The sequence below is a fragment of the Lysinibacillus sp. NPDC094403 genome, assembly GCF_050278745.1.
Taxonomy (GTDB): domain Bacteria; phylum Bacillota; class Bacilli; order Bacillales_A; family Planococcaceae; genus Lysinibacillus.
The window spans coordinates 72,630-84,864 of the sequence record NZ_JBNNTL010000010.1 but is presented as its reverse complement, the minus strand read 5'-3'; the positions used below and the strand labels follow the sequence as shown (position 1 = coordinate 84,864).

Below are 12,235 nucleotides of genomic sequence, written 5' to 3'. Positions count from 1 at the left end.
CTCCTACGAAACGTCAGATTTTTTTTCTTCTTTTTTCGCTGGATCATCTTCATCATCGATAAGCCCCTTCGTGGACTTTTTAAACTCAGCAAATGTTTTACCGACTGCCCCGCCGATTTCTGGCAATTTTTTCGGACCAAACACAATTAAAACAATTACCAAAATGATGATTAACCCAGGTACTCCGATTGCTCCAAGACCTCCCATAAGTCTTGCCTCCTTATAAAAAATTTGATTGTTATTTAGACTAAGGAGCCACCTGATTTGCTATATTTCACAACACCCTCTGCACAGCGGTAGGCTAGTGCCCCTAAAGTACCTGTAGGGTTATAACCGCTATTGTGCGCAAAGTTTCCGGCGCTCACAGCAAAAAGATTTTCAACATTCCAATGTTGCAGGTAGTTATTCACAACGCCATTCTCTGGCTTTAAGCTCATAACTGTTCCGCCTGTATTATGGGTTGTTTGATAAGGTACGATATTGTAATCAGTGATTTCAGCATTTGGGACAACGGTTTTGGCGCCCATTTCTTTCATAATGTCAGCTGCACGTGCTGAAATATATTTATGAAGCGCGCGATCCTGATCCGTAAAATTGTACGTTAACTGTATAAGAGGTAAGCCGTAAGCATCCTTATACGTAGAATCAAGAGACAAATAATTTTCTTTATGTGGCATCGAAGCACCTTGTGCACCAATCCCGAATGAGCGTGTATAGTAATGAATAGATTGTTTTTTAAAATCTGCACCCCATGTTGGCGTATCAGGAGGTGTTGGGTTCGAGCCGATAGGGCGTGCACCAGTTTGTGTTAGAGCTATATTTCCACCGTGAATAAAGTCTAAGTCACTATGATCGAAATTATCGCCATTATAGTCATCAATACTCATACCGAGTGAACCTGCACCCATAAATGTGTTATATTGCTCATCAAAAAATCCTACTGCTCCAGGTAGTATTTGATAGCAATAGTTTCTTCCAAGTGTCCCTTTTCCAGTAGCTGGATCATAGAGTTCCCCAATGTTAGAGACCATTAATAGCTTGGCATTATTAAAGACATAGCTAGTAAGTACAACAGCGTTTGCTGGTTGAATAAATTCTTCACCAGATATCGTATCGATATATCGGACACCAGTTACTTTATTGCCTTTTTTTAAGATTTCAACAACATTGGAATTATAGCGTAAGTCAAAATTATTTGTTTTTAATGCAGTAGGAACAACAGTAACCTCTGCAGATGATTTGGCGCCATATTCACAGCCGAAGCGTTCACAGAAGCCACAATATTGGCAAGCATTAATCGTTTCACCGTCAGGGTTCTTATAAACTTCTGATAAGTTTGCAGAAGGTACCATGTAAGGTGATAATTTTAATTTTTTTGTAGCTTTTTCAAATTGCGAAAGCATCGGGGTCATTTTCATAGGCCCCGTAGGATAAGGATTTGAACGTTTTCCGCTAAATGGATTTTTATCATCCCCGGAAATACCTGCTGTTTTTTCGAACTTATCGAAATAGGGCTCAAGTTCATCGTATGTTAATCCCCAATCCTGTAATAAATAATCAGGTCCAAGCTTTTTCGGACCATAACGTTTGTCTGTTAATGTTTTAATTTGAAAATCGTATGGTAAGAAGCGATACGTCATACCGTTCCAGTGTGTACCAGAGCCACCAAGCCCTTCACCAAGTAAAAAGGAACCGAGCTGACGCATGGGCAATGCCTTCATATTGCGATTATTACGAAAGCTTACGGTTTCTTTCGAAAGATTTTGCATTAAATCATAGCGGATTGCATAACGATACTCGTCATGGATAGTCAGATAATCTTCTGTGCCGCGCTTTTGTCCGCGCTCTAAACCAACTACTTTTAAGCCTGCCTTCGAGCACTCTGCAGCGACAATGCCGCCGGTCCAACCTACCCCGACTGTAACAACGTCTACACTTGGTAATGTTGTTGCCATTCCCTTACCCCCTTATATTAGTGACTGCCTAATGAATTAGGCTCAATTTTTTGGAATTTCGGATCTTCGATTTGAGTAATATACGCCATTTGATGACCAGGGAAGCTCTTCATACGCCATCCATCCATGTTACGATTCCCGCCATATATAGGGTCGGAGTAAGCACCTTCTAATGTTGCTGCACGTAATAAAGTAAAGAAGAAAGCAGATGTGACACCACTCATTTGCACGTCACCTTTCTGGAAGGCAGTTAAAATTTCATCCATTTGCTTACCATCAATATCATTAAAGCTCTTTTTATAGCGATTCTGTGCTTCCGACTCTAACTTTTGAACACCTTGCTTAAAAATTTCCGCACGGGTTAAACGACTCTGATAACCCTGTGTTGGGGCACCCTCACCAAAAGGTCCATGCATATATTCTTTAGAATTACTTCCATATTGCCCTGCTAGCTGATGATCGATAAAGTAAGGCACATCTAAGCCTTTTGCCCCCGGGCCTAAATCATCCTCAGGGAAAATACGTTCAGTAGCATTCACTAAAATATTGAAATCTCTTTGATTCATAAAAAACATTTTAGCTTTTGGCGAACCAGTCTCTTCGGTAGCGGTTCCATGCTGGCCATGCTCTAGCGTAGTAGTCCCTTTACTAGGCATGTTATAGCCAACAAGCCCTCCTATTAATCCACCGCCGACTAATGTACCTGCTGCGATCCCTGTTGTTTTTAAAAAATCACGACGTGAAACATCCTTTTCTGAACTCATAGAAATCCTCCCCTCAAAATGTATAGAAACCATTCTATTTTTTATAATCAGCAAAAAAAGTAAATTATAATCAGGTATATCTGGGAAAATTTTTAATATCATCCAACTGGTGAATCGAATTGATGTAATCGAGATAAATTGTGGACAAGTTATACATTAACTGTGGATAATTTGTGGATAAAAATAAGGTGCTGAGGGATCTATTACTTCAGCTGGGCAAATGTCTTGTGGTTAACAATCGATGGGGAACATAGCATCAATAGAACGTGCAGCAAGTGATGATAAGCATGAATGAATAAAGGAGCCGCCCCAGTGATGGAACGGCTCCTATTTTTGTAATTTATTATCGAAAAGGTTAGTTTAGTACTTCTTGCATAGCTTCAAATAGTTCCTCGGTAGAGATAATACGCTCGCCACCGCCTTGTACCATCTGATCGCTACCACCGCCTTTTCCATTAACGAGTGGAAGTGCTTTTGCAGCAATGCCCTTCATACTTTTCTCAACTTTTGCACCACGTGCTGCGACAAACTGAAGCTTGTCTTCATTTTCTGAAACGAGTAATACGACAGCGTCTGCCTGTTCAGCGACAACAGTCCGAGCTAATTTTTGAAGCTCTTGCATAGAACGCTGAGTAAAGGCTGCAGTAATAATACGTTCTTTACTAGAAACTAACGCTTTTGCTTCATAATTTAGTAGTTCCTCTTTTGCTGCTACAAGTGCTTTTTCTGTATTTTTCTGCGTTGTTAAGACTTTTGCAAGTGCTGTAGCCGCTTCCTCTTCAGGTACACTTAGTTGTCTGGCAACGTCAGCTAGCACTTTCTTTCGCATTGCAAGCTCCGCTAAAACTCGGTGGCCACAGACAAAGGAGACGCGAATATTGCCTTTCATTTTTTCCGTGCCAAGAATTTTTATTGCGCTGACTTGTCCTGTTGAAGTTGGATGGGTACCACCACAACCGTTGTAATCAAAATCAGGAATAATAACGAGTCGAATATCTCCTGTGACCGCTACTTCTTTACGTAGGCTATAGTTCTCAAGTTCTTTTTCTGTAATCCATTTCGTTTCAATGGGACGATTTTCTAGAATTATTTCATTAGCACGGGCTTCCGCAGCCACAAGCTGTTCTTCCGTTAAGGTGTCCACGGCAATATCAATTGTGACCTGCTCACTACCCAAATGGAAGCTCACAGTTGGTGCATCAAAAAGCTCGACAAAAGCAGCTGTTAAAATATGTTGACCTGCATGCTGCTGCATATGATCAAATCGTCGTTGCCAATTCAATTGTCCATGCACTTCCCCAGTCAAAAGCGAAGAGTCGTCTTGAATATAATGACGAATTTCATCATCAATTTTCTCAACATTAATGACTTCGATATCATTTAAAGTACCTGTGTCATGAGGTTGTCCGCCTCCTGTTGGATAGAATGCAGTATTTGATAGCACCACGTAGTTACGGCCATCTATATCAGTTCCTTTATCGACAATTGTTGCATCAAATTCACGTAGCATGACATCTTGATAATATAGTAGCTCTTTCAAGAAAAAAGCCTCCTTTATGTAGAGTATCCTTAAGAGAATCGCGTCTCTCAATTATTTTAATTTCATTGTGGCATATTTACTTTCAAGTGTATACGAGTTTTCTAGTTGACCCATGCTGAATTTGATTTAATATATAAAAAGAACAGGTTAACTTAAAGGAGATCGTACAATGGAAATTACACAATTCTCAATGGAAGAAATTTTAGATCCAACAAACATTATTGAAGGTAAGCGTTACGAGTTTATTTTAGATGTAGATATTGATGAAGAAGATGAGCTTTATCATGAAGCAGGAATTGAGATTCGAGTACTGGTTGCTGAAAAAGGTGAAGAGCCATTTATTTTAAATTACTTCATCATGGAAAAAGCTAAAGGTGAGTATTTAGATTTCGCATTAGAGGATGATGAGCTAAAAGAGATTTTAGCATTTTGCAAAGAGGAAATCGCAAAAGCATAGTATAATCGCGTAAAAGCCTTTCCAACAAAAATTAATATTTTCTTATTTGATAAAATTCCGCTTTTCTTTCCGTGAGCAGGCACGAGCTACATTGGTGTACTCTTGTTTGTCTCCTGGGAGTCAACGCGGAATTTTAACTTTTTTCAGCAGATGTCCAAACATTCGCTGAAATAGAGGAACTCAGTCTAAGAACGCCACGTCCTGTGGCAATTAATCTGTGCGAAAGCGCAGCGACAGCAACACACGACTGAGTGACCAACATCGTTTTGGCCTAAAGCCTCCGGCGGATGTCACAGAATCGGAAAGGAGTTAGTAAAGGATGTTAGCCTAAAATCATCGCATCCTTGCGATAACGGCTAACTGACCTGCATCCTGCAGGCCTAAGCACAAAGCCGATTCCGGACGCAATTATACCGAGGCATAATTGATCGTTACATCACTAATTAAGAATTATTTAAGATTGGTGAAATATTCGTGTTGTGTTGAAGTGTTAGACTAAGCTTAAGACTTAAATAAAATGGGGATTTTTAAATTTATCATTAAAAGTTAGGGATAATATTTTTTAAAACGTATGCTTGTATATAGTTGATTGGAGTGGAGGCTGGGCGACTCCTTGGGGATTAGCGTCACAGATGAGACCCTGCAGCGAAGCGAAGCGGCTCATCGGACGCCCCCAGGAAAGCGCCCATCCGGAACGGAAATCAATCCCACGTTATGGTGAAGAGCCGATTTTTAAACGAAGAGGTGTTTTATGTCAGTTTATACACATTCCATTATGGTTGCTTTTTTAATAACAATTTTCTCATCCTTTGTACTATTTGTACCGTGGCTTATTTATACGTATCGGAAATATGGCTACTTATCTGTATCCAAAACGATTATTATGTTCTCATTTATTTTTTACTTTTTATCGGCACTATGCTTAGTTTTACTGCCTTTCCCGGAAACACGTGATACTTGCTCTCTACAAGCCCCGGATACAGTACATTATAATTTACATCCTTTTCAATTTGTCGCTGATATTTTAAAGGATAGTGGGATCGTTCTGACGAATCCATCGACATGGATTTATATACCGAAGCAACCCGCTTTTTACCAGGCATTCTATAATTTCTTACTGCTCATGCCATTTGGCGTATACTTGCGTTATTTTCTTAAAAAAAGAGAGTACTGGAAGCGTGCATTTCTATTTAGCTTTTTGCTAACATTGTTTTATGAGGTAACCCAATTTACAGGGATTTATGGCATCTTTAATTGTGCGTATCGAATTTTTGATGTGGATGATTTAACTTCTTTCAGCGGGTGTCCAAACACCTGCTGAAAGAAGTTAAAGCCTCCGGCGGATGTCACGAAATCGGAAAGGAGTTCTTTGTGCAAGCACAAAGCCGATTCTGGACGCAATTATGCCGAGGCATAATTGATTACTTAACAGTGTTGGGGCACTATTAGGGTTCTTTTTAGCCCCTGTTGTGTGGGCGCTGTTTCCTTCTCATGAAGAGGTGGCGGCTAAAGCAGCAGAAATGGTCAAAAAAGATATCGTCAAGCCATTATCTATTTTGTTAGCACTAGCAATAGATTTATTTATCGCACATATCATTTTGTTCAGTATTGGTGCCGTAACAGGCTATAGTGGTATTTTCGAATTTTTAGTAAAAATAGCTTTGTATATGTTGTTGTTTGGCGTTGTGCCAAGCTTTACAAATGGAGCAACGTTAGGGATGAAGATGATGCGATTTACAATGGTAAGTGAAAACGGCAAAAGTATTGTAAGTCAATCTTGGCGCCGGTGTATTGCCATTATCGTGGTAGTATGTACTTCGGAGATTATAACAACAATAGGCCATATTAAATTAAATATGGATTCACCATTTTATGTACTACAAATTGTCATTACATTGCTAGCTTTTGTAGCGAATCTTGTTCTAACGATGGTTATTGCTATTCATGTATTACGTGTCATCGTAAGTGGAGGAAGACACCGTTTTTATATGGACCATTATGCATGCTTAATAGCAACAAGAAAAAAATAAGGGGGATGGTTGGATGAAATACGTAATCATCGGGGGAGATGCTGCCGGAATGTCAGCAGCAATGGAAATATATCGAAATGTACCAGGAGCAGAGATTACATCTGTAGAACGTGGATTTATTTATTCATATGGGCAGTGTGGGCTGCCCTATGTTGTAGATGGACGTATTTCATCGACAAAGCGTCTCATAGCGAGAGATGTAGAAACGTTTCGTGATAAGTATGGTATTGATGCTCGTGTTGGCCATGAGGTTAACGGAATTGATGTAGACAAGAATCTTGTTTTGGGAACACAATCATCTGGGGAATCATTTGAAATTCCCTATGATAAGCTACTTATTGCAACAGGCGCGGACCCTATTATGCCGGTGGAGAAGGGTTCAGATTTAACGGGTATACACACTGTGAAAACAATACCTCAGCTAGAGGATTTACTAGCTGATTTAACGCCAGATATAGAAAATGTAACAATAATAGGTGCAGGCTATATTGGGCTAGAGATGGCCGAGACGATACATGCTTGCGGCAAAAAAGTAAGATTGATTCAACGCGGTAGCTATGTTGCAAGAATTTTAGATGAAGAGCTTGCTCAACATGTTCATGAGGAAGCAAAAAAGAACGATATCGAGCTTGTGTTAAATACAAAAGTAGAGGCATTCGAGGGGAATCACCGTGTTGAACGTGTTATTACAGACAATGGCTCGTTTGATACAGATTTAGTCATTATGGCTGTAGGGATTAAACCGAATACGCAATTTTTAGAGGGAACAGGCATAGCACTGGCTAAAAATGGGGCAGTCATCGTCAATCGACATTTAGAGACATCTGTTGAAAATATTTATGCTGCGGGAGATTGTGCAACGCATTTTAATATTGTGAAAGAACGCTTAGATTATATACCTCTCGGCACGACAGCTAATAAACAAGGCCGTTTAGCGGGACTCAATATGTCTGGCAAGTCTGCGCCGTTTAGTGGTATTGTAGGTACTTCAATCTTAAAGTTTTTCAATTTAACGATTGCCACGACAGGTATTAATGAGCGTAATGCTAAAGAGCTAGGCTTTGAATATGAGGCATTTAAATTATCTGCACGACATATTGCAGGTTATTATCCAGGTGCTCAACGGATGTTTATTAAAATTGTTGTTCGTAAACGAGATCAACAGCTCTTAGGAGCACAAATTGTTGGCCCTGCAGGTGTTGATAAGCGTATCGATGTGTTTGCGACAGCCTTATACAATAAAATGACATTACCAGATTTACTAGATTTAGATTTAGCCTACGCGCCTCCATTTAATGGTGTTTGGGATCCTCTACAGCAGATTGCCAGAAAAAATGCGCGTTTATAACATAGGGGGAATTAGCAATGAGCATTTACGACATTCAGGTTGCTCTAGAAGATGGTACTGAATATAGCTTGGATCGTTATAAGGGTAAGGCAATGTTAATTGTTAATACGGCCTCAAAATGTGGTTTTACACCGCAGTTTGAAGAATTAGAAGGTCTATTTAACAAATATCAGGATGAGGGCCTTGTTGTTCTTGGCTTCCCATCAAATCAGTTTAAGCAAGAGGTAGCAACTGCTGAGGAAGCGGCGTCACAATGTCGTTTGACATATGGAGTGACGTTCCCTATGCATGAAATGGTGAAGGTCAATGGTAAGGATGCACACCCTATTTTTGAACATTTGACATCACATTCAAAAGGCTTTCTTGGCAACAGTGTAAAGTGGAATTTCACAAAATTCCTTGTGAATCGTAATGGTGAAGTTGTTGGGCGTTACGGATCAGCTGATAAGCCAAGTAGCTTTGAGGATGATATTAAAAAAATATTATCATAATAAAGTTAGAGGATTCACGCACAGTTTTGTGTGTGAATCTTTTTTTTGCTCTTTGGCAGGTAGATGTCGATAAAATTCAGAAGTTGGGTGATAAAACGTGAAAGTTAGTCGATAAAATTCAAAAGTTGGGTGTAAAACGTGAAAGTTAGTCGATAAAGATTTAAAGTTAGGCGATAATTCATGAAAGTGTCCCGATAACTAAAAAGTTGGATGACATTTTGTTAAAACGAATGTCATGAGGATAGGTTGATCTTCGTTCCGACTGGGCGACATAATAAAGTAAAAGGATTCACGCACAGTTTTGTGTGTGAATCTTTTTTTTGCTCTTTGTCAGGCAGATGTCGATGAAATTCAGAAGTTGAGCGATAAAACGTAAAAGTTGGGTGGCATTGCTAAAACGTATGTCATGTTGATAGGTTGATTGGAGTGGAGACTGGGCGACTCCTTGGGGATTAGCGTCACAGATGAGACCCTGGAGCGAGCAACGCGAGTGAAGCGGCTCATCGGACGCCCCCAGGAAAGCGCCCAGTCGGAACGGAAATCAACCACTCGTTATGGTGAAGTGCCTACGATTTAAGGTTGTTGTAAGCTTGCGTCAAATTTGCTGTAAGTTTGGGGTCGTATACTAAAGTCAGAAAGAAGAGGTGAGCGTTTATGACGCCATTATTAAAGGTACAAAATGTAGAAAAGACTTACGGCAAAGGCGCAAATACATTTACAGCGCTATCGAATATATCATTTGAAGTAGAAAAAGGAGAGTTTGTTGGTGTAATGGGGCCTTCAGGGGCAGGAAAATCAACGCTATTAAATGTGTTAGCGACAATCGATACACCAACGACTGGTGAAATCATTATTGGTGATACAAACTTAGCGCGCATGAAGGATGCAGAGTTAGCAGATTTTCGTCGCGACAATCTAGGTTTCATCTTCCAAGACTATAACTTACTCGATTCTTTAACAGTTCGTGAAAATATTGTACTGCCGCTCGCAATTGCAAAGGTGCCAACAAAGGCAATTAACGCAAGGGTAGAACGTATAGCTACATTGTTTGGTATAAAGGAGTTACTCGATAAATATCCATATCAAATTTCAGGTGGGCAAAAGCAACGTACAGCATCATCACGTGCGTTAGTAACCGAGCCGAAATTAATCTTTGCGGATGAGCCAACAGGTGCTCTTGATTCAAAATCAGCGACAGACTTACTTGAAAGTTTAAGTGATTTAAATAATTCTCAAGCTGCCACTATTATGATGGTTACGCATGATGCATTTGCTGCAAGCTTCTGTCAGCGCATATTATTCATTCAGGACGGACAGCTTTCTAAGGAAATTCATCGTGGTACTCAAACAAGAAAGCAGTTCTTCCAAGAGATTTTACAGGTGCTTGCTGGCATCGGAGGTGGAGTAAATGACGTTATTTAGTTTAGCGCGTAAAAATATTCAGCGCAATTTGTCGAACTACTTTTTATATATCGCTTCGATGGTCTTTAGTATCGTCATTTACTTTACATTTGTGACATTGAAATATAATGATGATCTCTCGTCGTTAAAGGAATTTTCACAGCAAATTAAAGGGTTGATGAGTGCATCATCCGTTGTGTTATTATTCTTTATCATCATCTTTATAGCGTATTCCAATTCGTTTTTTATGAAAAAACGAAAAAAGGAAGTAGCACTTTATTCACTATTAGGTGTGCGTAAACAAAAAATTGGCTTAATGCTCTTTTTCGAGAATTTAGTGATTGGGCTTGTCTCTCTAGTACTAGGAATTGTTCTTGGATTCTTTATGTCACAAGGGTTATTAATGATTTTAGTCCGTTTGATGGGCTACGAGATTGTAGGAAGTTTAACATTTTCATCTGAGGCTCTAGTAAATACAACAGGGATTTTTGCTCTATTATTTTTATTCACATCTTTACAGGGCTATCGTGTCATCTATCAATTTAAGTTGATTGACCTGTTTCATGCAGAGAAGCAAGGAGAGAAAATTCCACGTGCATCGATTTTAACAGCTATTCTTGGGACAGCGTTACTTGCATTTGGTTATTATACAGCGTCTTCAGATATCTTTACGAGTAATATTTGGAGATTATTTACTGTACTAGGTACTCCACTAATGGTTATAGGTGTGACGATTGCAGGGACATATCTGTTATTCCATAGTGTTAGCGTATTTGTGCTAACGGCGTTGAAAAAAGCAACTTCTTGGTCATGGAAAGGCTTGAATTTAATTGGTGTATCACAATTATTGTACCGTATTCGAGCAAACGCTAAATCGCTTTCGATCATCGCTATATTAAGTGCGACTACGATCACAGCAGGTGGCGGCGTTTTCGGTATGTATTACAATGCGGAAGCCAGCGTACGTCAAGCGCTGCCTAATACATTTATGTGGAAGGGCGATACGGTAAAATTTTCTCAAGAAGACGTCTTATACAACGAATCGCTTTCTGTGAAAAATTTACGCGTGGATAATGAACTTTCGTTTTTTGAATATACATTATTAAAGGAATCTGACTATAATCGTCTAGCAAAATTGCAGGGGAAAGATGAAGAACTGCACATTGCCAATGGTTCAACAGTTTTACTTGATGCAAGCTTCGATGAACGTTTTTCACATGATTTTACGGGTGAAAAGTTTAAATTGGAGAACGGGGAATCATTCCATGTTGATAAAATGTACACAGAGAGTGTATTAAACTTTATGCCAGCTGGGACAGTACTCGTTGTTAATGATAAAGTGTTCGCTGCAACAAATGCAGAAGATGTTAACATGCAGGTAGTGGGTATGGATAATGACTTGAAGCAACAAGCCATTTCAAAGGAGATTTACAGTCAACTATCTACTGAACAGCAGGAAGGGTTTTCAAGTGTTCCGCAAAGTTATGAGGATAGTTTAGCTACTGTAGGATCACTATTGTTTGTAGGAAGCTTTTTAGGATTAGTATTTTTAGCAGCGACAGGAAGTATTATTTACTTCAAAGTTTTAACAGAGGCAGAGGAAGATCAGTCTAAATACGCGATATTAAATAAAATCGGTGTTAACAAAAAACAAATATTAAAAACGGTTGCAGGGCAGGTTGCCGTTATCTTTAGCGCACCACTCGTTGTTGGCATTGTCCATAGTGTATTTGCGCTACTAGCCTTTTCACAGCTATTTAGTATGGATATAACTAAACCAGTAATACTGTGGATGATTGCTTATTCGGCAATTTACGGCATATATTATATCTTTACAGTTCGTTCATTCTATAAAATTGTTAGACAGGAGAATTAATATGAAAAAGGTTTTCTTAGGTATAGGAGCACTGTTCTTATTGTTCGTAGCAGGTCTTGTTGTTCTGATGACCGTAGATTTTAACCGTTTAAATAAAGAGGCATACTATGTTCATATCACTACTGATGGTGATATAGAAGAATATAAGCTAGATAGTGGAAAAATTATGAAAATGTATTGGTACGAGATACTTGCTTATGACGAAAACGGTAAAGAGCAAACATTAAAGTTTTCAGCTCAGAAAAATTTACGCCATGATGCATACATGAAGCTTTATGTAAAAAAAGAAACGGAAGTTACATCATATGATGAAGTAAAATTCCATGAGCTACCTACAAAAGTACAGGAGATAATGAAGAAATAAGAAGAAGGA

12 protein-coding genes are annotated in these 12,235 nt (G+C 39.2%); 8 read left to right on the top strand and 4 right to left on the bottom strand.

The window, feature by feature from the left end; genetic code table 11:
• Nucleotides 1-3: 3 nt before the first annotated feature.
• From tatA to ACQKMV_RS15455, 4 genes are all read right to left on the bottom strand, one after another.
• Nucleotides 4-207, bottom strand: a complete 204-nt coding sequence (tatA, locus tag ACQKMV_RS15470; protein WP_427426182.1) for a twin-arginine translocase TatA/TatE family subunit — start codon at nt 205-207, stop codon at nt 4-6.
• 35 nt (nt 208-242) lie between these two features.
• The gene (locus tag ACQKMV_RS15465) at nt 243-1,955 is read right to left on the bottom strand and encodes a GMC family oxidoreductase (protein WP_427505028.1); all 1,713 of its coding nucleotides are present in this window, start codon (nt 1,953-1,955) and stop codon (nt 243-245) included.
• A 17-nt stretch (nt 1,956-1,972) separates the two neighbouring features.
• Nucleotides 1,973-2,719: a gluconate 2-dehydrogenase subunit 3 family protein gene (locus tag ACQKMV_RS15460; RefSeq protein ID WP_427505027.1), complete on the bottom strand. Its 747-nt coding sequence runs from the start codon at nt 2,717-2,719 to the stop codon at nt 1,973-1,975.
• Between the two features lie 355 nt (nt 2,720-3,074).
• Nucleotides 3,075-4,259 (bottom strand): alanyl-tRNA editing protein, encoded by a 1,185-nt coding sequence (locus ACQKMV_RS15455; protein WP_427505026.1) that lies wholly within the window; start codon nt 4,257-4,259, stop codon nt 3,075-3,077.
• A gap of 169 nt (nt 4,260-4,428) precedes the next feature.
• Between ACQKMV_RS15455 and ACQKMV_RS15450 the strand changes: the two genes are divergently transcribed.
• The 8 genes from ACQKMV_RS15450 (at nt 4,429) to ACQKMV_RS15415 (ending at nt 12,226) form a co-directional block, all read left to right on the top strand.
• A complete protein-coding gene (locus ACQKMV_RS15450; protein WP_427505025.1) occupies nt 4,429-4,716 on the top strand; it encodes a DUF6509 family protein in 288 nt (95 codons plus the stop codon).
• Nucleotides 4,717-5,467: 751 nt separating this feature from the next.
• Nucleotides 5,468-6,037 (top strand): VanZ family protein, encoded by a 570-nt coding sequence (locus tag ACQKMV_RS15445; protein WP_427505024.1) that lies wholly within the window; start codon nt 5,468-5,470, stop codon nt 6,035-6,037.
• Between the two features lie 199 nt (nt 6,038-6,236).
• Nucleotides 6,237-6,746, top strand: a complete 510-nt coding sequence (locus ACQKMV_RS15440; protein WP_427505022.1) for a hypothetical protein — start codon at nt 6,237-6,239, stop codon at nt 6,744-6,746.
• Nucleotides 6,747-6,759: 13 nt separating this feature from the next.
• Nucleotides 6,760-8,094 carry an FAD-dependent oxidoreductase gene (locus tag ACQKMV_RS15435; RefSeq protein WP_427505021.1) on the top strand — a complete coding sequence of 445 codons (1,335 nt, stop codon included), beginning with the start codon at nt 6,760-6,762 and terminating at the stop codon, nt 8,092-8,094.
• Between the two features lie 17 nt (nt 8,095-8,111).
• Nucleotides 8,112-8,585, top strand: a complete 474-nt coding sequence (locus tag ACQKMV_RS15430; protein WP_427505019.1) for a glutathione peroxidase — start codon at nt 8,112-8,114, stop codon at nt 8,583-8,585.
• Nucleotides 8,586-9,239: 654 nt separating this feature from the next.
• Nucleotides 9,240-10,007 carry an ABC transporter ATP-binding protein gene (locus tag ACQKMV_RS15425; RefSeq protein ID WP_376074376.1) on the top strand — a complete coding sequence of 256 codons (768 nt, stop codon included), beginning with the start codon at nt 9,240-9,242 and terminating at the stop codon, nt 10,005-10,007.
• Entirely contained in the window at nt 9,994-11,862 is a 1,869-nt protein-coding gene (locus tag ACQKMV_RS15420) for an FtsX-like permease family protein (RefSeq protein WP_427505018.1), read from the top strand. The genes ACQKMV_RS15425 and ACQKMV_RS15420 overlap by 14 nt, the downstream gene beginning before the upstream one ends.
• 1 nt (nt 11,863) lies before the next feature.
• On the top strand, nt 11,864-12,226 hold the full coding sequence (locus tag ACQKMV_RS15415) for a YxeA family protein (protein WP_427505017.1): 363 nt from the start codon (nt 11,864-11,866) through the stop codon (nt 12,224-12,226).
• Nucleotides 12,227-12,235 lie beyond the last annotated feature (9 nt).

Bases quoted from the DNA above. Each gene is read 5' to 3' on its own strand.
- tatA (WP_427426182.1), bottom strand. From the start codon at position 207: ATGGGAGGTCTTGGAGCAATCGGAGTACCTGGGTTAATCATCATTTTG.
- ACQKMV_RS15465 (WP_427505028.1), bottom strand. From the start codon at position 1,955: ATGGCAACAACATTACCAAGTGTAGACGTTGTTACAGTCGGGGTAGGT.
- ACQKMV_RS15460 (WP_427505027.1), bottom strand. From the start codon at position 2,719: ATGAGTTCAGAAAAGGATGTTTCACGTCGTGATTTTTTAAAAACAACA.
- ACQKMV_RS15450 (WP_427505025.1), top strand. From the start codon at position 4,429: ATGGAAATTACACAATTCTCAATGGAAGAAATTTTAGATCCAACAAAC.
- ACQKMV_RS15445 (WP_427505024.1), top strand. From the start codon at position 5,468: ATGTCAGTTTATACACATTCCATTATGGTTGCTTTTTTAATAACAATT.
- ACQKMV_RS15440 (WP_427505022.1), top strand. From the start codon at position 6,237: ATGGTCAAAAAAGATATCGTCAAGCCATTATCTATTTTGTTAGCACTA.
- ACQKMV_RS15435 (WP_427505021.1), top strand. From the start codon at position 6,760: ATGAAATACGTAATCATCGGGGGAGATGCTGCCGGAATGTCAGCAGCA.
- ACQKMV_RS15430 (WP_427505019.1), top strand. From the start codon at position 8,112: ATGAGCATTTACGACATTCAGGTTGCTCTAGAAGATGGTACTGAATAT.
- ACQKMV_RS15425 (WP_376074376.1), top strand. From the start codon at position 9,240: ATGACGCCATTATTAAAGGTACAAAATGTAGAAAAGACTTACGGCAAA.
- ACQKMV_RS15420 (WP_427505018.1), top strand. From the start codon at position 9,994: ATGACGTTATTTAGTTTAGCGCGTAAAAATATTCAGCGCAATTTGTCG.
- ACQKMV_RS15415 (WP_427505017.1), top strand. From the start codon at position 11,864: ATGAAAAAGGTTTTCTTAGGTATAGGAGCACTGTTCTTATTGTTCGTA.